Raw genomic sequence first — 19728 nt, forward strand, 5'->3', positions numbered from 1 at the left:
AACGTGGGCCTGGACCCGTCGCAAGCCCGCTTCGCCGCGGCTGAACGGCAGCGCGATGTCCAAGATGCGGCTCTCCATAACAGGAGTGAAGCCATGTTTCCGAAGTGTGCGACAGCCGAAGATCTCGTGAAGGCGATCAAAGACGAGAAGGTGCAGATGATCGATCTGCGCTTCACCGACTTGCCTGGGGTGTGGCAGCATTTTTCCGTCCCGCCGGGTGCAGCGAGTATCGATGCTCTCAGCGAAGGCATTGGATTCGACGGTTCATCCATTCGCGGCTTCCAGGAGATCCAGGAAAGCGACATGCTGGTCGTGCCGGACCCGACTACGGCCTTCCTCGATCCGTATTCCCCTGCATCGACCCTGGTCCTGATCTGCAACATCCGGGACCCCGTGACCGGGCAATCCTATAGCCGCGACGCCCGCTACATCGCCCAGAAGGCCGAAACCAACCTGAAGGGCGGCGGCCTCGCCGATACGAGCTATTTCGGCCCTGAGGCGGAGTTCTTCGTGTTCGACGACGTGCGCTACGGACAGGGCATCAATTTCGCCTTCCACGAAATCGATTCCAGCGAAGGCAGTTGGAACACGGGCAAGGAGGAAACGCCAAATCTGGGCCACAAGCCGCGCCCCAAGGAGGGATATTTTCCCGTTCCCCCGACCGACAGCATGCAGGCTCTCCGCACCGAAATGGTGCTGACGATGGAACAGCTGGGCATCCAGATCGAAGCCCATCACCATGAAGTCGCGACCGGCGGCCAGAACGAAATCGACATGCGTTTCACCACCCTCACCCGCATGGCGGACAATCTGATGATGTACAAATACGTGGTGAAGAACACCGCCCGCGAGCACGGCATGACCGCAACGTTCATGCCGAAGCCGCTGTTCGAGGACAACGCCTCGGGGATGCACGTTCACCAGTCCCTGTGGAAGGGCGAGACCAATCTGTTCTACGACAAGGGCGACTATGCCGAGTTGAGCCAGCTCGGCCGCTACTACATTGGCGGTCTGTTGACCCACGCCTGGGCGTTGTGCGGGCTTTGCGCTCCCACCACGAACTCCTATCGGCGCCTGGTGCCGGGTTACGAGGCTCCGATCAACCTGGTCTATTCCCAGCGCAACCGCTCAGCCTGCTGCAGGATTCCGATGTATTCGCCGAACCCGCGGGCAAAGCGCGTCGAGTTTCGCTCGCCGGATCCCTCCTGCAATCCCTATCTGGCCTTTGCCGCGATGCTGATGGCCGGTCTCGACGGCATCAACAACCGGATCGATCCGGGCAGCCCGATCGACAAGAACCTTTATGACCTGCCGCTCGCAGAGGCGAAGGACGTGAAGTCGACACCCGGATCGCTGGATCAGGCGCTTGACGCGCTCGAGCGCGATCACGCCTTCCTGCTCCGCGGCGATGTGTTCACCGGCGACGTGATCGAGACCTGGCTCGACTACAAGCGCAAGAAAGAGATCGATCCGATCCGGCTGCGCCCTCATCCATACGAGTTCCATTTGTATTACGACATCTAGCGGTGGAGCGCCGCGGCCTACTGCGCGATCAACGGCGTCTTCGACGACACGTGATGGCTGACGATTTTCCAGTCGCCGTCTTCGCGGGCGATCACCCAGGTGATCTTGACCGACAGTTTTACCGCGCCTTGATCGGCATCGAACGACGCCGTGCCGGCGACATTGACCAGATCGGGACCGGCCTGCTCGGCCACGACATCGGTGAACTGGACAGCCGATGTCCGCCACCGCGGCAATCCCTTGAAGTAGGCCGTGACGCCCTCTCGCCCGCGATACAGTTTCGGGTTCGAGCCGAAGAACAGCGCATGCCTCGAATAGAGCGATGCGAGTGCATCAGCATCTAGTTTGCTGAACGCCGCGGCCCATTTGCCCATAATGCCGGATGCGATGTCGTCGGCCGCGCTGCCCATCGGGTAATCCAATCGTTATGAAACCGATGTCAGCCCTTGGCGACTTCCTTGGCAAAGGTATCGCGCAGGCCGATGGTGCGGTTGAACACCAGCTTGTCCGGCGTCGAATCCTTGTCGCGCACGAAATAACCCTGCCGTTCGAACTGCATCACCTCGTTCGAATTACTTTCGGCGACGCTGATCTCGATCCGCGCGTCGGATAGCACTTCCAGCGACTGCGGGTTGATGTCGGCGGCGAAATTGCCGGCATCGGGGCTCGGCTTGGCGAACAGCTGATTATAGACGCGGATTTCCGCAGGCCGCGACTGCGCCGCCGGCAGCCAGTGCATGGTCGCCTTGACCTTGCGGCCGTCAGGCGCGTTGCCGCCCTTGGTGGCGGGATCATATGTGCAGCGCAGTTCAACCACCTCGCCGGCCGCATTCTTGATGACGCCGGTGCATTTGATGAAATAGGCGTAGCGCAGCCGCACTTCGTTGCCCGGAGAAAGCCGGAAGAATTTCTTCGGCGGGTTCTCCATGAAATCGTCCTGCTCGATATAGAGCTCGCGGCCGAACGCGATGCGGCGGGTGCCGGCATCGGGATTGTCTGGATGATTGACGGCCTCGAGTTCCTCGACCTGGCCTTCAGGATAATTCTCGATCACGACCTTGAGCGGCCGCAGCACCGCCATGCGGCGCTCGGCCGTCTTGTTGAGCAGTTCACGGATGCAGAATTCCAGCATGCCGACATCGACCACGCTGTTGGATTTCGCCACCCCGATGCGCTTGACGAACTCCCGCACCGCCGCCGGCGGCACGCCGCGCCGCTTCAGGCCGGCGACGGTCGGCATCCGCGGATCGTCCCAGCCGGCGACATGGCCCTCGCGCACGAGCTGCGTCAGCACCCGCTTCGAGAGCAGCGTGTAGGTGATATTGAGCCTTGCGAATTCATATTGCCGCGGCTTTGACGGCACCGGCAGCTTGTCGAGCAGCCATTCATAGAGCGGCCGGTGATCCTCGAATTCCAGCGTGCAGATCGAATGGGTGATGCCTTCGATGGCGTCCGACTGGCCGTGGGCGTAGTCGTAGCTCGGATAGATCGACCATTTGTCGCCGGTGCGCGGATGGTGGGCGTGCAGGATCCGGTACAGCACGGGATCGCGCATGTTGATGTTGCCGGAGGCCATGTCGATTTTGGCGCGCAGCACGCGGGTGCCGTTCGGGAATTCGCCGGCCTTCATGCGGCGAAACAGATCGAGGTTTTCGTCCACCGGGCGGTCGCGGAACGGGCTGTTCTTGCCGGGTTCCGTCAGCGTGCCGCGCGAGAGGCGGATTTCCTCCTGCGACTGGTCGTCGACATAGGCGTGGCCGGCCTTGATCAGGCCTTCCGCCCAGTCGTAGAGCCGCTCGAAATAGTCGGAGGCGTAATAGAGATCGGTTCCCCAGTCATAGCCGAGCCAGCGCACGTCGGCCTGGATGGAATCGATATATTCCTGCTCTTCCTTGGTCGGGTTGGTGTCGTCGAAGCGCAGATGGCACTTGCCGGCGAACTCCTGCGCGATGCCGAAATTAAGGGCAATCGACTTGGCGTGGCCGATATGCAGATAGCCGTTCGGCTCCGGCGGAAATCGGGTCACGATCCGGCTGTGCTTCTGGGTATCGAGGTCGGCCTGAACGATGTCGCGAATGAAATCGCGCCCTGCCTCTGCCGCTGCCGGTTCTGTGGTCATTACGTGTTCCCGCTCGGATAAGCGGCCCTTCTGCCAAATTCGCCCCGGTCCGCCAAGCCTGCTTTGCCCAAGGCGACACTAGAGCCTTTTCCGTTCCGATTGAATCGGAACGGGGATTCTTGAGTTGACGCGTTTTCTTGACGTGAACCGGTATCCACTTCGCTGGAAAACGCTCTAATGGCCAGACATTAATGGCGAGACTTTAGTTATGCACCGTCCTGCTATACACCACGGCCGTTCAAGCATAGGCCTGCCCAAATCATGACCGATTCCGTCGTCACCCGCTTTGCCCCCTCGCCGACCGGCTTCCTGCACATCGGAGGCGCCCGCACCGCGCTGTTCAACTGGCTCTACGCCAAGAAGCATGGCGGCAAGATGCTGCTGCGGATCGAGGATACCGACCGCGAGCGGTCGACCGAGCCGGCGATTGCCGCGATCCTCGATGGATTGAAGTGGCTGGAGCTCGATTGGGACGGCGACGTCATCTACCAGTTCAGCCGCGCCGCCCGCCACCGCGAGGCCGCCGAGTCCCTGCTCGCCAGCGGCCGCGCCTATCGCTGCTACGCCACGCCGGAGGAACTGACGGCGATGCGCGAGAAGGCCCGCGCCGAGGGCCGCACCCGCCTCTATGACGGCCTGTGGCGGGACCGTGACCCGTCCGAAGCGCCCGCGGGCATGAAGCCCACCATCCGCCTCAAGGCACCGCAGACCGGCGAGACCGTGATCGAGGATCAGGTCCAGGGCCGCGTGGTCTGGCAGAACGAGAACCTCGACGATCTCGTGCTGCTGCGCGGGGACGGCAACCCGACCTACATGCTGGCCGTGGTGGTCGACGACCACGACATGGGCGTCACCCATGTGATCCGGGGTGACGACCATCTGATCAATGCCGCGCGCCAGAAGCAGATCTACGACGCGCTGGAATGGGACATTCCGAACATGTCCCATATCCCGCTGATCCATGGCGCCGATGGCGCAAAGCTGTCGAAGCGCCATGGCGCGCTCGGGGTCGAGGCCTACCGCGCGCTCGGCTATCTGCCGGCGGCGCTGCGCAATTACCTGGTCCGGCTCGGCTGGGGCCATGGCGACCAGGAGATCTTCTCGACCCAGGAGATGATCGACGCGTTCGACCTGCCCGCCATCGGGCGTTCGGCGGCGCGCTTCGATTTCGCCAAGCTGGAGAACCTCAACGGCCACTACATCCGCCAGGCCGACGATCAAGCGCTCGTGACCATGTTCGAACAGTTGCTGGATTACGTCCCTGATGGCGCCGAGCTGAAGGCCAAGCTCAACGACACCACGCGGGCGCAATTGCTGCGGGCGATGCCCAGCCTGAAGGAGCGCGCCAAGACGCTGCTCGAGCTGATCGCCGGCTCCTACTTCATCTTTGCCGACCGTCCGCTCGAGCTCGAGCCGAAAGCGGCCGCCCTGCTGACGCCGGAAACCCGTGAACTGATCGGCAAACTGCGCAATGCGCTGGAAGCCGTGACCGACTGGAATTCCGAGAGCACCGAGGGGGCGATGCGGAATTTCGCGGAGCAGAATAATCTCAAGCTGGGCGCGGTCGCCCAGCCGCTCCGGGTGGCGCTGACCGGCCGGACGACCTCACCCGGGATTTTCGACGTCCTGGCGGTGCTGGGGCGCGACCAGTGCCTGGCCCGGCTCGGCGATCAGGCCGGCGCTTAGTTTCTGTTTTGACGCGTTTTCTTCACGCGAACCGGTACCCACTTCGCTGGAAAACGCTAATGGAGCCCCTGCTATGTGCTAGCGGCGGCCATCTTGCAGTGCACAGGGCAATAAGCTACGCATTTTGAAGCCGCCTTCTAGACAATCCGGCCTGCCTTGTTATCTGCCAAAAAACGGCATCAGGTCAGCCCGGTTTTCGCAACGATTTCATCGGGGACTTCGCGATGGACGCAAAATCCAGCAACAAAACTGCAACGCTAACGGTAGGTAACAAGACCTACGATTTCCCGATCCTGAGCGGCACGGTGGGGCCGGATGTCATCGACATCGCCAAGCTCTACGGCCAGGCCGGGATGTTCACCTATGACCCCGGCTTCACCTCCACCGGCAGCTGCCAGTCGAAGATTACCTATATCGACGGCGACGCCGGCATCCTGGAATACCGCGGCTATCCGATCGAACAGCTCGCCGAAAAGGGCGATTTCCTCGAGACCTGCTATCTCTTGCTGTACGGGGAACTTCCCACCAAGGCGCAGAAGGAAGATTTCGACCACCGCGTGATCCATCACACCATGGTTCACGAGCAGATGGCCCGCTTCTTCCAGGGCTTCCGCCGCGACGCCCATCCGATGGCCATCATGGTCGCGGCCGTCGGCGCGCTCGCTGCGTTCTATCACGACTCGACCGACATCAACGATCCGAAGCAGCGCATGATCGCCTCGATGCGCATGATCGCCAAGGTTCCGACGCTGGCCGCGATGGCCTTCAAATATACCGTCGGCCAGCCCTTCGTGTACCCGAAGAACTCGCTCACCTTTGCCGAGAACTTCCTCAACATGTGTTTTGCCGTCCCCTGCGAGGACTACAAGATCAATCCGGTGCTGGCTGACGCGCTGGACAAGATCTTCATCCTGCACGCCGACCACGAGCAGAACGCCTCGACCTCGACGGTGCGTATCGCCGGCTCCTCCGGCGCCAATCCGTTCGCCTGTATCGCCGCCGGCATCGCCTGCCTGTGGGGACCGGCGCATGGCGGCGCCAACGAAGCCGCGCTGGCGATGCTGGCCGACATCGGCACGGTCGACAAGATCCCCGAGTTCATCGCCAAGGTGAAGGACAAGAACTCAGAAGTCCGCCTGATGGGCTTCGGCCATCGCGTCTACAAGAACTACGATCCGCGCGCCAAGATCATGCAGAAGATGTGTCACGCGGTGCTGGCCGAGACCGGTCACGGCGACGACCCGATGCTGAAGGTCGCGCTGGAGCTGGAAAAGATCGCGCTCAGCGATCCCTACTTCATCGACCGCAAGCTCTACCCGAACGTCGACTTCTATTCGGGCATCACGCTGAAGGCGATGGGCTTCCCGACCTCGATGTTCACCGTGCTGTTCGCGGTCGCCCGCACCGTCGGCTGGATCAGCCAGTGGAGCGAGATGATCGAGGACCCGCAGCAGAAGATCGGCCGTCCGCGCCAGCTCTACACCGGCGTCGCCCGCCGCGATTACGTCGACATGGGCAAGCGCAAGTAAGGCCTGGCGGATACGAGACCCAAGAAAGCCGGATGCGATAGTCGCGTCCGGCTTTTTTCTTGTAGGGTGGGCAAAGCGAAGCGTGCCCACCATTCGATCCCCAATGTCGTTGAGGGATGGTGGGCACGGCGCAAGGGCGCCTTTGCCCACCCTACGATTTTAGGAGGCACCATGCTCACCGGAAGCTGCATGTGCAAAAGCGTGGCCTATGAGGTGGACGCCGAACCCGGCGCCATCGTGCATTGCCACTGCGCCACCTGCCGCAAGGCGCACGGCTCGGCGTTCTCGACGGTGACCAATGTGCCGCGCGACCGCTTTCGCTGGACCAGGGGCGAAAGCCTGCTCCGGGGCTTTGAGTCCTCGCCCGGCAAGCAGCGCTACTTCTGCACGCAATGCGGCTCGCACATCGTCGCCGAGCGCGCCGGCACCGGCAACATCCTGCTGCGGATGGGATGTCTCGACACGCCGATCACCAAGCGGCCCGCCGCACACATCTGGCGATCGGATTGCGCGACGTGGTTTGATCCGAAGGATCAGTTGCCGGAGTGGCCGGAAGGTTCGGCGCCCAGGGGTTAACCCTACCGTCGCGCCTTTCGCATCGTCGAGAGCACGATGTCGGCTGCGCGGGCGCTCGGCGGCAGGTTGCCGGTCGACATGATCCGGTCGATGTTCGCGAAGGCTTCGAGCTGTTTTCGACGCAGCGCGGACTCGCCGAGGAGTTCGCGCAGTACCTGCGATAGTTTTTCCGGGGTGCAGTCCTGCTGCAGGAATTCGGGAGCGACGTTTTCGCCGATCACGAGATTGGCCAGGATCACCGAACTCACATTGATGACCCGCTGCAATATCCAGGCTTCCACCGCGCCGGTCCGGTAGGCCGTCACCATCGGCACGCCCGCTAGCGCCAATTCGAGTGTCACGGTGCCGGATTTTGCCAGCGCCGCATGCGCGATCCGGAACGCGGCCCGCTTCTCCTGCTCGCCGATCACGACGCGGGGCTGCACCGTCCAGGTCTTCAGCGCTTCCGCGACCGCCTCCTGCAGATGCGGCATGGTCGGCAGGATCAGTTCGAACGCGACGCCCTCGGCATTGAGCCGGGCCAGCGCCTGGCCGAACACCGCCATGTGGTGGCGGATTTCGCTGCGGCGGCTTCCCGGCAGCACCAGCAGCACCGGCGGCGGCGCTTCCCGCCGCTGCCGTTCCTCAGGGTTGGGCCGGAGCGAGGCGAGCTGTTCGGTCAGGGGATGGCCGACATAGCTGCAGGGCGGCCCGCGAAGCCGGAGATAGGCCTCCGGTTCGAACGGCAGCAGCGCCAGCACGTGATCGACATAAGTCAGCATCGCGCGGGCGCGGCCGGGCCGCCACGCCCAGACCGAGGGCGAGACATAGTCGACGATCGGAATTTTGGGATCGCTGGCGCGGACACGCTTCGCCACGCGGTGGGTGAAATCGGGGCTGTCGATGATGACGAGAATGTCGGGCGCGGCCTCGGTGACCGCCGCGGCGGTTTGCTTGATCAGCCGCAGGATCTTCGGCAACTGCTTGACCACGGCGGCAAGGCCGATGATCGAGAGCTCCTCGATCGGAAACCACGAATTCATGCCTTCGCGCGCCATCGCGCGGCCGCCGACGCCTTCGAACTGCACCGCGTCACCGAGGCGCTGGCGCAACACTTTCATGAGGTTGGCGCCGAGGCGATCGCCGGATTCCTCCGTCGCAATCAGGACGATCTTGCGCACCGTGTCGGTGGTCGGACGCGGCGGCATCACGCCGGCAGCCCCTGGATGAAGAGGCCGGCGCTGTCGGCGGCCTCGATCATGGCCTGCGCGTCGGCCGCGATGGTTTGTCCGGCAATGATGGCAATGCCGGCAAGCCCTGCCTTGGCCGCGCCTTCGACCGTCGTTGCCCCCACCGTCGGGAGGTCGAAGCGCAAATCCTGGCTGGTCTTGGGCGCCTTGACCAGCACGCCACGGCCCGTGCCGGCGCGGATGCGGCCCTCGCTGCGCAAGCGCGCCACGCGCGCCAGCAGCCCGTCGGTGCCCTCGATGTCTTCCACCGCCACCACGTGACCGTCGATCACCACGACGGCCTGGCCGATGTCGAACGGACTTAGCGCGCGCAACACTTCCCGCCCCTTCTCGATGTCGGCGGCGCCGGCCGGATCCGGCGTTGCGCGGGCGATGCGCCCCTCGGGCATCAGCATATCAGGGGCAACCTGCCGGATCCCGACCATGCGAAAGCCGTCCTGCTCAAAAATCCGGCCGATGCCCGACAGCAGATGGTCGTCGCCGCCGCGAAACGCCGCCAGGATCGGGCCGATGACGCGGATCGTCCCCCAGTCCAGCCTGATTTCCGACAGCGCCGGCCGCAGCAGCGTGCCGATGAAGATCAGGTCGCGGCAGCCTTCGCTGCGCAATAGTTTTTTCGCCCGGCCGATTTGTCCGACCGAAATCCAGTGATGGCGGAAGCGTTCGGCCCGCACCGGGTCGCAGGAGCCCCGCAGCGCGAACAGCACCGGCGCGATGCCGCGCGCGGCTAGCGAATCCGCGACCGCGAACGGCATGGCGCCGCCGCCCGCGATCACGCCGACCGGTGAAGAGATCTCTGAAGCCGCTGAACTCATGGGCTGCGGCGATCCCGTCATCAGGACTTGTGGCCGTCGTCGGCCGGCAGGCACAGCGCGCGATGCTTACCCGCACCGATGAAGGCGAGGATTTCCGCGATCGCCGGATCGTTTGCCGCCAGCGGCTGGACCTCGCTCAGCCGTTCGGCAAAGATCCCGGGGCCATGGAACAGCTTTTGATAGAACGCGCGCACCGTGGCGAGGCGGTCCTTGGTGAATTTGCGCCGCTTCATGCCGATGATGTTGAGGCCTTCGAGGCTCGCATACTGGCCGTTGACGAGGCCGAACGGGATGACGTCGCCGCGCACGCCGCAGACGCCGCCGACCATCACCTGCGGTCCGATCCGCGTGAATTGATGCACGGCGGAGAGCCCGCCGATGAAGACGAAATCGCCGATCTCGCAATGGCCGCCGAGCGTGGCCGACGTGGCGAAGATCACGTCATTGCCGACATGGCAATCATGGCCGACATGGCTGCAGTTCATGAAATAGCCGCGCTCGCCGACCCGCGTGACGCCGCCGCCGGCCACGGTGCCGGCGTTCATGGTGACGGATTCGCGGATGGTGCAGCCCGCCCCGATTTCAAGTTTGGTCAGTTCGCCGCGATAGCTCAGCGATTGCGGCGGGGTGCCGAGCGAGACGAACGGATAGATCGTGCAGCCGTCGCCGATGGATGTCTGCGCCGTGATGTGCACATGACCGATCAGCTTGCAATTGGCGCCGACCACGACGTGAGGCCCGATGATGCAATAGGGACCGATCGAGGTGCCCTCGCCGATCACAGCGCCATCTTCAATCCGCGCGGTGGGATCGATCATGCTCATCGGGAAAGGTCCGGCATTCGTTAACGAGGGAGACGCTAAATCGTCGGGTTTTCCGGTGGTTACCGCGACTTTGCCTGATCTGTCCAGTGACGTATGATCTCGGCATGTTTCAGCAACTGTGACACCATGGTCCGAGCTGCCGCGGCGATTTTCATGCACTTGCTGGCCACGCCGGTCGTTTCCGAAACGATCGATGTCGCCGGCCGTAGCAGCGTCGATCTGGATGGTTTCGAGTGTCGCGACATCACCCGCAGCAGTATCGTGCAACGCGTCTGCTACGACCGCGCGCAGCGCCACCTGATCGTCGCGGTCAGGGGATCCTACGACCAGTATTGCGATCTGCCGGCCGAGACGTACGACGCCCTGATGGGCGCGCCGTCGATGGGCGGGTTCTTCAACCGCCATATCAGCGGAGCGTCGGGCGCTCGCTTTGCTTGCCCGAATTAATCCGTCAGCATCGCGCCGACATCGGCCTCGGCGACCACGGTGCCATTGACCTTGGCGTCGCCGTGAAACCACCACATCGCCTTGCGGCGGCCGATCGAGCGCATGTGGTATTCGATGGTGTCGCCGGGCATCACGGGTTTGCGGAACTTGCACTTGTCGATGGTCAGGAAGTACACCGCGCGCGGCTTCTCGGTGCCTTCGACCGACTTGATGCCGATCACGCCGGCGGTCTGCGCCATGGCCTCGATCATCATCACGCCGGGATAGACCGGGCGTTCCGGGAAATGTCCCTGAAACGCCGGCTCGTTGAAGGTCACATTCTTGACGCCGATGCCGGAGTAATCGGTGCGGATGTTGATCACCCGGTCGATCAGCAGCATCGGAAAACGATGCGGAAGCGTCTTGAGGATCTCGTTGATATCAACGAGTTCAAACCTGACCGGCACCTCCTCCATCACTCCCGTCCCTCGTTCTTCGGATCGGCGGCGCCCTGCACCAGTCGCTCCACTGCAATAATCTCCCTAAACCACTGTTTGGTCGGTTTTGCAAAATAACCGCCCCAGCGACCATTGGGCGGGATGTCGTCCTTCACCCCGCTCATGGCGGTGACCTGGGCACCGTCGCCGATCTTGAGATGGTTATTGATGCCTACCTTGGCGCCCAGCGCGACATTGTCCCCGATCGTCAGGCTGCCCGCGAGCCCGATCTGGGCCGCGAGCAGGCAGTGCCTGCCGATGGTCACATTGTGGCCGATCTGGACCTGATTGTCGATTTTAGTGCCCTCGCCGATGACGGTATCGCGCAGGCTGCCGCGATCGATGGTGGTGTTGGCGCCGATCTCGACATTGTTCTGGATCAGGACCCGGCCGGTCTGCGGCACCTTCAGATGGCCCTCGGGGCCGAAGAAAATGAAGCCATAGCCGTCCTGGCCGATGCTGCATCCCGGGTGGATCAGCACGTTGTTTCCGATCAGGGAGAACTGGATCGCGGTACGCGCGCCGACATTGCAGTCCCGGCCGATCCGCACCTCGGCCCCGATCACGGCCCCTGCGCCGATCACCGTTCCCGCCCCGATCTCGACCCGAGGGCCGATCACCGCCAGCGGATCGACGATGACGCCGTCTTCCAGATGGGCTGACGGGTCGATGATCGCTGACGGGGCAATTGCGTCATTGTCGAACCAGGACTGCGGACGCAACGCGTCTTCATGCCACTGGCGCGCGATCTGCACGAACGCGCGGAACGGCTGGGCGGCCCGCAGCACCGCGACATGAGGCGGTACCTGCGCCTCAAAACGCGGGCTGACCAGGCAGGCACCGGCCTTTGTCGAGGCGAGCTGGTCGGCGTATTTGAGGTTGTCGAAGAACGCCAGATGCATCGGGCCGGCGTCGTCGAGCGACGCGAGGCCCCGGACGACATGGCCGCCTTGTGCGGGGTCGACCAATACCGACTTCGTCAACGCGGCGATGTCAGCCAGCGTCGACGAAGGCGGTTGCTTGAAGAATATCGGCTGCGCCATTCCACCCGTCGCAGTCCGGCCGGTTGTTAGAAGGATGTACCGCCGCCGAACCTGAATTCCTGCACGCGGTCATTCTTACCCTTGGTGATCGGAATCGCATAGTCGAAGCGCAGCGGACCGAACGGCGACGCCCAGATCAAGCCGACACCGACCGAACTGCGGACGACATTCCCTTCGTCATACTGCAGGCCGAGGCAGGTGCCCGGCGTCGCCGGGTTGGTCGTCGGCCTCACGCAACCGGGAACGTTGACTTCACCGGTCTGCGCCCACGAGGTCGAGCCCTTGTAGTCAAACAGGCCGCCGGCGTCGGCATAGATCGAACCCTTGAGCCCGACTTCCTTCGGCAGGAACCAGAACGGCATCTGCAATTCCGCAGACGCGCCCCAATATTTGGTGCCGCCGAGCGCGTCGCCCGTACCGTAGGGGTTGATGTCACGCGGTCCGATGCCGTTCGGCGCGAATCCGCGGACCAGGTTCGGACCCATCTGGAAGTGATCGAGCATACGCAGCTGGTCGTTGCCGACCTGGTTGAGCATGCCGCCCTGGAAGCGGAGCAGGCCGACGATGTCGGCGACCAGCGGGGTGTAGTATTTCGCATCGATCGCAGACTTGATGTAGGAGACGTCGCCACCGATGCCAGCGAAGTCCTGCTTCCAGTCGATCAACAAGCCCGTGGTCGGGTTCTTGTTGTTGTCCAGCGTGTTGTAGTTCAGCGAATAGCCGACCGACGAGGTCAGGGTCCTGCCGCTCTGCAGCTCCTTACGGACCGGCAGCGAAGCTTCGCCGTCGCTGTAGCACCACAGACCGAGCCCAGAGGCGTCGGTAGCGCCCAGTGCGGTCGCGGCCGGCACGCCGTTCAGATTCACCCAGGCCGGCGACGGATTGAACGCCAGCAATCCATTGTTCGGGTTGTTGTTACAGTTCGACAGCGCGCTCGGCAGCGAGATTTCCTGCTGATAGATCGAATAGCGCAGCTGCAAGGCCAGATCTTCACGCAGGGTGAAGCCGAGCCGCGGGCTGAAGCCCAGCGTCTTGGTCCCGTACGAGATGTAGCTGTTGGCCAGTTGCTCGCGCTGGAACAGGTCGAGGCCGAGCGCGACGCGATAGTCCAGCAGATAGGGCTCGACGAACGACAGCGAGTAACCGCGTGCGTATTGGCCATAGGTGACCGACGCCTTCGCGTACAGGCCGCGGCCGAGGAAGTTGCGTTCCGAAATACTGACCTCGGCGAGCGCGCCGTCGGTGGTCGAATAGCCGCCCGACACCGAGAAATCGCCGGTCGACTTCTCTTCCAGATCGACGATCAGGACCACACGGTCGCTGGACGAGCCGGGCTCGGTGACAATCTTCACGGACTTGAAGAAGTCGAGGTTCTTCAGCCGGCGCTCGGCACGATCGACCAGCGCGCGATTGTAGGCGTCGCCTTCCGACAGGTCGAATTCGCGGCGAATCACGTAGTCGCGGGTCCGGGTGTTGCCGCGGACATTGATGCGCTCGATATAGGTTCGCGGGCCTTCGTCGATCGAGAACACGATCGAGACGGTGTGCTGTTCGAAATTGCGATCGCCGCGCGGACGCACGATAGCGAAGGCATAGCCGCGCCGCGAGGCTTCGATCTGCATTTCCTCGACGGACTTTTCGAGCGCCTCGGCGTTGTAGAGCGACCCAACGCCGACACGCGAGTAGCTGCGCATCGAGTTCACATCGAGGGTCGCGATGCTGGTCTGAAAGTCGACGGTGGCGACGCGGTATTGCTGCCCTTCCTCGATCTTGAAGGTGACGAGGAAGCCTTTGCGCTCCGGATCGTATTCGGACAGCGCGGCCACCACCTGCACGTCGGCAAAGCCGTTCTTGAGATAGAATCGGCGGATCAGGTCACGGTCGGCCTCGACCCGGTCCGGATCGTAGACGTCGGCGCCGCCGAGGAAGCTCAAGAGGTTGGATTCGCGCGTCTTGATGACGTCCTTCAACCGGTAGGACGAATAGAACCGGTTGCCGATGAATTCGATGTTCTTGACGCCGGTCTTGCCGCCTTCGCTGATCGTGAAGATCAGGTCGACGCGGTTGTTCGGCTGTTCAATGATTTCCGGCGTGACGCTCACGTCATAGCGGCCCGAGCGGCGGTAGATTTCAGCGATACGCTGGGCGTCCGACTGAACCATCGGGCGCGAGAAAGTGCCGCGCGGCTTGGACTGGATTTCGGCCGAGAGCTGGTCGTCCTTGACCTTCTTGTTGCCCTCGAAGGCAATGCGCCCGATCACCGCGTTTTCGACCACGACCACGATGATCCGGCCGCCGGCCTGATTGATTCGCACGTCCTGGAACAGGCCGGTTTCGATCAGCGCCTTCAGACCGTCATCGATTTGGGCCTGCCCGAGCCGGCCGCCGGGTCCCGGCTTGAAATAGGAGCGAATGGTCTCGATCTCGACGCGCCGATTCCCCTCCACGGAAATCGAAGCCACCGTCTGGGCAGCAGCCGGCGCAGAAACCAGCACCGCCGCCAGCGTGGCAGCCACCGGCACGGCGAACATGATCGAGGCGGCCAACAAGCCCCCCCGCACTCGCATTCCAAACATCATGCGCCAAGCGCCCTTGTCATTCTTGTGCTGGTCCGCACCCTACGAACCGGCAGATTCCCATTTTCTGCATGTCTTGTAGCCAATTTCCCCAAGGCGGCAAACGGAACATCGCCCCGCGATTCCATTTTCATTCCAAGACGTTGCCGATGGGCAACGCCACAAAAAAGCCGCGTCACGATGCCGCCAGATGCAGGATGTCGTTATAGGTCGCAAACACCATCAGCATCAGCACCAAACCCAGTCCGATTCGGAACCCCATCTCCTGAGCCCGGTTCGACAGCGGGCGTCCGCGGACCGCCTCCACCGCATAGAACAAAAGGTGACCGCCATCGAGCAGCGGAACCGGGAACAGGTTCAACAGGCCGATCGAGATCGACAGCACGGCTGCCAGGTGCACCAGCGCGGTAAGGCCGATGGTGGCCACCTGCCCCGAAATCTGGGCAATCCGAATCGGGCCACCGACCTGGTCGGCGGCTTCCCGGCCGGTAAAGACGCCGCCGATATAGGCAAGCGTGCGATCGATCACGAACCAGGTTTCCTTGACGCCGAGCCACATCGCGGTTGCCGGATCGACGCGTTCGGTCACGACATCGCCCGGCGCGGTCGCGCGGGTGATGCCCAAAACGCCGAGCCGGTGGGCGTTGCCGAACGGATCCTTTACTTCGCGCTGCTCCGGCGTGCCCTTCACTTGCAGCGTGGCATCGCCGCGCTTGAGGGTGAAGTTCAGCTGAACGCCGGCATTGACGCCAACGACGCGCTGCATGTCGGAGAAGCTGCCGATGGTCTTGCCGTCGATCGCGGTGACGATGTCGCCGACCTGAAAGCCCGCCTTCGCAGCGGCGCTGTTGGCTTCGATCTTGTCGACGCGCGCGGTCGTGCTCGGCTTGCCGAAGAAGGTGAACAGGCAGGTGAAGATCACGATCGCCAGGATGAAATTCGCGATCGGCCCGGCGGCAACGATGGCCGCGCGCGGACCGACCTTCTTGTGGTGGAAGCTGCCCGCCTGCTCTTCCGCGCTCATGCTGGCGAGCGCCTCGGTCGAGGGCGTGGAGGCTTCGCTATCGTCACCGAAGAACTTCACATAGCCGCCGAGCGGGATCGCCGAGATCTTCCAGCGGGTGCCGTGGCGGTCGTTGAACCCTGCGAGCTCCGGCCCGAACCCGAGCGAGAAGGTCAGCACCTTCACGCCGCACCAGCGGGCGACCAGGAAGTGGCCGAGCTCGTGGAAGAAAACAACGATGGTCAGGACGAACAGGAAGGGAATGATGTAACCGATGAGCCCACTGCTCAACGTATTGAAACTATGTAGAAAAAACTCAGTCATTCGATTCCCCTCGACGCGAGCCTAAGGCTGCGCCCCCAACCCTCTAGGATGCCTTTAAGGCAATTTGAGGCAATAGGGAGGCAGCTTTATTTCGCGCATTATGGTCAACGGAAATCGCATCATCCGCCGAGCTCAAAGGCGCCAGGCTTCCGGAGCGGACCCAGTCGTTCATGGTCGCCTCGACCAGCCGTGCGATCGCGCCGAATCTGATCTTGCCGGCAATGAAGGCTGCCACCGCCACCTCATTGGCGGCGTTGAACACCGTGGTCAGACCGCCGCTGGCGCGCAGCGCGTCGTAGGCCAGCCGCAAGCCGGGAAACCGTTCGAAATCCGGCGCCTCGAAGGTCAGCTGACCGATTTTGGCGAGATCCAGCCGGGCGGAGGGACCGACGATCCGATCGGGCCAGCCGAGGCAATGGGCGATCGGGATGCGCATGTCAGGCGCGCCGAGCTGGGCAACCACCGAACGGTCGGAGAATTCGACCATGCCGTGGATGATCGACTGCGGATGTACGAGCACATCGATCTCGTCGGGCTTCAGCGCGAACAAATACGACGCCTCGATCACTTCGAGCCCCTTGTTCATCATCGACGCCGAATCGATGGTGATCTTCTGGCCCATGCTCCAGTTCGGATGCTTCAGCGCCTGCGCCAGCGTCGCCTGCTCGATGTCGGTAGAGGCCCAGGTGCGGAACGGCCCGCCCGACGCGGTGATGATCACGCGCACAAGCTCGTCGCGGTTGCCGGAGCTGAGCGCCTGAAACAGCGCATTATGCTCGGAATCCGCAGGCAGAATGCAGGCGCCTGCCTTGGCGGCGCGCTGCATGAAGAAATCGCCGGCGCAGACCAGGCATTCCTTGTTGGCGAGCGCGACCGCCGCCCCGCGGTCGACCGCGGCGAGCGCCGGCTTCAGCCCGGCGGCGCCGCTGACGGCGGCCATCACCCAGTCGGCCGGGCGCGCCGCGGCCTCGATGATCGCGCTTTCGCCGGCGCCGCATTCGGTGCGCGTGCCGGCCAGCGCTTCCTTCAATGCGCCGAGCTTGGTGGGGTCGGCGACCGCCGCAAAGCGCGCGCCGAATTCTCGTGCCAGTTTGGAGAGCCCCTCGACATTGCCATTGGCGGTCAGCGCCTCAACCTGGTAGCGGGCGCGGTCGCCGCGCAGCAAATCCATGGTGCTGTCGCCGATGGAACCGGTGGCGCCCAACACTGTGACGGTGCGCGCGGCGGATGCCGCGGCCTTGTTATTACGCAATGGAACCGCGCTCATTTTTTCACCAAACCATAAGACCGCGGCCGACGCCATCGGCGCCGCCCCAGAGGAAACCGATCAGCGCCGCCACCGCGACAGCTGCAACAAATCCGTCCAGGCGATCCAACAGCCCGCCATGGCCGGGAATGATCTGGCTCGAATCCTTGACGCCAAAGCGCCGTTTGACCGCGGATTCGAAGAGATCGCCGAGTTGAGAAACCACCGAAAGAACGCCTGATATCATCAACAGCGGCCCGATTTTCCCGAGATCCAGCACCGCGAATATACAGGCCACCGCAAGACTTGCGACCAAGCCGCCAATGGCGCCCGCCCAGGTCTTTTTGGGGCTGACGCGCGGCCAGAGTTTTGGGCCGCCGATGCCGCGGCCGGCGAAGTAGCCGCCGCTATCGGTCACCCACACGATGACCAGCACGAAGATCAGCGCGATAAAGCCCTTCACGGGATCGAGCCGCAGCAGGACAGACGCCACCTCCGCCACCGCCGCATAGCAAAATCCCGCAGCGCTCCAGTTTCGCTGCGCCGGCGTGATCAGGCCGACCGCCACCAGGCCGACAGCCAGCACCGCGAGCGCAGCATCGATCCACCCGATGGCGAGACAAAGCCCGGCCAGTGCGAGCGCGGCAACGCCCGATACGACCACGCGTTTGTCGGCCGCGAGGCCCGCCACCATCAGCCATTCGACATAGAGGCCGATCGCGACCGCCGTCACCAGCAAGGTCCATAGCCAGCCGCCGGCATAGGCGATGGCGACGGCGAGCGGGATCAGCACTGCGGCTGCAACGATGCGCGTCGAGAGGTTGCGCGTATCCTGTTCGGCAGCGGCCGCCGGCGCGGCCTTGCCCTCGGTCACGATCCGGTTTTCGCGGCCAGACCGCCGAAACGGCGCTCCCGTCTGGCAAATTCTGCGATCGCGCTTTCAAGTGCCGCCTTGTCGAAATCCGGCCAGTGGATCGGCACGAAGACGAGTTCGCTGTAGGCCGCCTGCCACATCAGGAAGTTCGACAACCGCTGCTCGCCGCTGGTGCGGATGATCAGGTCGGGATCGGGAATATCGGGCGCGTCGAGATATTGGCCGAGCGTGTTGGTGTCGATCGATGCCGGATCGCGCTTGCCTTCGGCCACTTCGCGCGCCAGCCGTTGCACCGCGTTGGCGATTTCCTGGCGCGACCCGTAATTGAACGCGACGACGAGATTGAGCTTGGTGTTGGCCCGCGTCAGTTCCTCGGCCTCGTTCAGGAGCGCGCAGATGTCCGGCTCCAGTCCCTCGCGTTCGCCGATCACGCGCACCCGCACCCCGTCGCGGTGCAGCGTCGCCAGATCGTTGCGGATGAAGCGGCGCAGCAAGCCGAACAGGTCGCCGATTTCGGTCGCCGGTCGCGACCAGTTCTCGGAGCTGAACGAGAAGATCGTCAGGTAGACCACACCGAGTTCATGGGCGGCTCGAACCACGCGGCGCAGCGCCTCGACGCCGCGGCGATGGCCCTCCGCGCGCGGCAATCCCCGCGCGGCCGCCCAGCGCCCGTTGCCGTCCATGATGATCGCCACGTGCAAGGGACCGGTTCGATCCGGTCCTTCGGTTGCGGGGGCGGCGGCGTTCGGCATCGTTAAAGTTCCAGGACCAGTCGCAAAGTCTCGGTCTCAAGTTTCGATCTTAAGGCCTTAAACGGTAAGGATTTCCTTTTCCTTCGCCGCCAGCAATTGATCGATCTCGGAAATCATCCCGTCGGTCGCCTTTTGCACGTCATTGGCCAGGCGCTCCTGGTCGTCCTCGGAGATTTCGTGGTTCTTCTCGAGCTTCTTGACCGTATCGAGCCCGTCGCGGCGGACGTGCCGGACCGCAACCTTGGCCGCTTCGGCGTATTTATGCGCGACTTTGACCAGTTCCTTGCGGCGTTCCTCGTTGAGTTCCGGAATCCGCAGGCGCAGCACCTGTCCTTCGGTCGCGGGGCTCAGGCCAAGGTTCGAATCGACGATCGCCTTCTCCACGGCCTTGACCATGGATTTGTCCCAAACCTGGACGGAAAGCAGCCGCGGCTCGGGCACGCTGACGGTTGCGAGCTGATTGAGCGGCATGTGCGTGCCGTAGGCATCGACCTGGACCGGCTCCAGCATGGACGCGGCCGCACGACCGGTGCGCAAACCGCCCAGTTCATGCTTGAGCGCCTGGGTGGCGCCCTGCATGCGGCGCTTCAATTCGTTGATGTCAAAACCAGGTGTGGGCATAACGCTCTCCCCTCCTCAAAAAACCATCCGCCGGCATCATCAGGCCCGCGGTTCGACGTGGCGC

General features: G+C 63.4%; 18 protein-coding genes. 5 read left to right on the forward strand and 13 right to left on the reverse strand.

The features are described from left to right. Positions 1–93: 93 nt before the first annotated feature. Entirely contained in the window at positions 94–1524 is a 1431-nt protein-coding gene (glnA, locus tag JQ567_RS02545; protein ID WP_212437337.1) for a type I glutamate--ammonia ligase, read from the forward strand. A 17-nt stretch (positions 1525–1541) separates the two neighbouring features. Here glnA and JQ567_RS02550 read toward each other — a convergent pair whose 3' ends face one another. Beyond that, on the reverse strand, positions 1542–1934 hold the full coding sequence (locus JQ567_RS02550; RefSeq protein ID WP_212437338.1) for a nuclear transport factor 2 family protein: 393 nt from the start codon (positions 1932–1934) through the stop codon (positions 1542–1544). Between the two features lie 29 nt (positions 1935–1963). Next, complete coding sequence (locus JQ567_RS02555; RefSeq protein ID WP_212437339.1) at positions 1964–3643, reverse strand: glutamine--tRNA ligase/YqeY domain fusion protein; 1680 nt, start codon at positions 3641–3643, stop codon at positions 1964–1966. A gap of 261 nt (positions 3644–3904) precedes the next feature. Between JQ567_RS02555 and gltX the strand changes: the two genes are divergently transcribed. The 3 genes from gltX to JQ567_RS02570 all read left to right on the forward strand — a co-directional run bounded on the left by gltX (position 3905) and on the right by JQ567_RS02570 (position 7434). Beyond that, the gene (gene gltX, locus JQ567_RS02560) at positions 3905–5329 is read left to right on the forward strand and encodes a glutamate--tRNA ligase (protein ID WP_212437340.1); all 1425 of its coding nucleotides are present in this window, start codon (positions 3905–3907) and stop codon (positions 5327–5329) included. Positions 5330–5553: 224 nt separating this feature from the next. Continuing rightward, the gene (gene gltA / locus JQ567_RS02565; RefSeq protein WP_212262361.1) at positions 5554–6858 is read left to right on the forward strand and encodes a citrate synthase; all 1305 of its coding nucleotides are present in this window, start codon (positions 5554–5556) and stop codon (positions 6856–6858) included. A gap of 189 nt (positions 6859–7047) precedes the next feature. Next, a complete protein-coding gene (locus JQ567_RS02570; protein ID WP_249165179.1) occupies positions 7048–7434 on the forward strand; it encodes a GFA family protein in 387 nt (128 codons plus the stop codon). Between the two features lie 2 nt (positions 7435–7436). Here JQ567_RS02570 and lpxB read toward each other — a convergent pair whose 3' ends face one another. Genes lpxB through lpxA form a run of 3 tightly spaced genes read right to left on the reverse strand, consistent with a single transcriptional unit; the run spans position 7437 to position 10302 of the window. Further along, complete coding sequence (gene lpxB / locus JQ567_RS02575) at positions 7437–8621, reverse strand: lipid-A-disaccharide synthase (protein WP_212437433.1); 1185 nt, start codon at positions 8619–8621, stop codon at positions 7437–7439. After that, positions 8621–9478: an LpxI family protein gene (locus tag JQ567_RS02580; RefSeq protein ID WP_212437342.1), complete on the reverse strand. Its 858-nt coding sequence runs from the start codon at positions 9476–9478 to the stop codon at positions 8621–8623. Before JQ567_RS02580 ends, lpxB begins: the two co-directional genes overlap by 1 nt. A gap of 20 nt (positions 9479–9498) precedes the next feature. Further along, positions 9499–10302 (reverse strand): acyl-ACP--UDP-N-acetylglucosamine O-acyltransferase, encoded by an 804-nt coding sequence (gene lpxA / locus JQ567_RS02585; RefSeq protein WP_212437343.1) that lies wholly within the window; start codon positions 10300–10302, stop codon positions 9499–9501. 153 nt (positions 10303–10455) lie between these two features. Between lpxA and JQ567_RS02590 the strand changes: the two genes are divergently transcribed. Beyond that, positions 10456–10749, forward strand: a complete 294-nt coding sequence (locus tag JQ567_RS02590) for a KTSC domain-containing protein (RefSeq protein WP_312017334.1) — start codon at positions 10456–10458, stop codon at positions 10747–10749. On the opposite strand, the gene fabZ is transcribed toward JQ567_RS02590, so the two are convergent. The 8 genes from fabZ to frr all read right to left on the reverse strand — a co-directional run bounded on the left by fabZ (position 10746) and on the right by frr (position 19664). Further along, entirely contained in the window at positions 10746–11204 is a 459-nt protein-coding gene (gene fabZ / locus JQ567_RS02595; protein WP_192733399.1) for a 3-hydroxyacyl-ACP dehydratase FabZ, read from the reverse strand. The genes JQ567_RS02590 and fabZ overlap by 4 nt on opposite strands. After that, positions 11204–12268 carry a UDP-3-O-(3-hydroxymyristoyl)glucosamine N-acyltransferase gene (gene lpxD / locus JQ567_RS02600; protein WP_212437344.1) on the reverse strand — a complete coding sequence of 355 codons (1065 nt, stop codon included), beginning with the start codon at positions 12266–12268 and terminating at the stop codon, positions 11204–11206. The genes fabZ and lpxD overlap by 1 nt, the downstream gene beginning before the upstream one ends. Before the next feature lie 26 nt (positions 12269–12294). Beyond that, positions 12295–14847, reverse strand: a complete 2553-nt coding sequence (bamA, locus tag JQ567_RS02605) for an outer membrane protein assembly factor BamA (protein ID WP_212437345.1) — start codon at positions 14845–14847, stop codon at positions 12295–12297. A gap of 172 nt (positions 14848–15019) precedes the next feature. Then, complete coding sequence (rseP, locus tag JQ567_RS02610) at positions 15020–16171, reverse strand: RIP metalloprotease RseP (protein WP_212437346.1); 1152 nt, start codon at positions 16169–16171, stop codon at positions 15020–15022. A gap of 43 nt (positions 16172–16214) precedes the next feature. Then, on the reverse strand, positions 16215–17438 hold the full coding sequence (gene dxr, locus JQ567_RS02615; RefSeq protein WP_212437347.1) for a 1-deoxy-D-xylulose-5-phosphate reductoisomerase: 1224 nt from the start codon (positions 17436–17438) through the stop codon (positions 16215–16217). 4 nt (positions 17439–17442) lie between these two features. Beyond that, the gene (locus JQ567_RS02620) at positions 17443–18291 is read right to left on the reverse strand and encodes a phosphatidate cytidylyltransferase (protein WP_212437348.1); all 849 of its coding nucleotides are present in this window, start codon (positions 18289–18291) and stop codon (positions 17443–17445) included. Beyond that, on the reverse strand, positions 18288–19043 hold the full coding sequence (locus JQ567_RS02625; RefSeq protein ID WP_212437349.1) for an isoprenyl transferase: 756 nt from the start codon (positions 19041–19043) through the stop codon (positions 18288–18290). The genes JQ567_RS02620 and JQ567_RS02625 overlap by 4 nt, the downstream gene beginning before the upstream one ends. 57 nt (positions 19044–19100) lie before the next feature. Beyond that, a complete protein-coding gene (gene frr, locus JQ567_RS02630) occupies positions 19101–19664 on the reverse strand; it encodes a ribosome recycling factor (protein ID WP_212001459.1) in 564 nt (187 codons plus the stop codon). Between the last annotated feature and the right edge of the window lie 64 nt (positions 19665–19728).

The organism is Bradyrhizobium sp. AUGA SZCCT0431, from assembly GCF_018131065.1.
Taxonomy (GTDB): Bacteria; Pseudomonadota; Alphaproteobacteria; order Rhizobiales; family Xanthobacteraceae; genus Bradyrhizobium.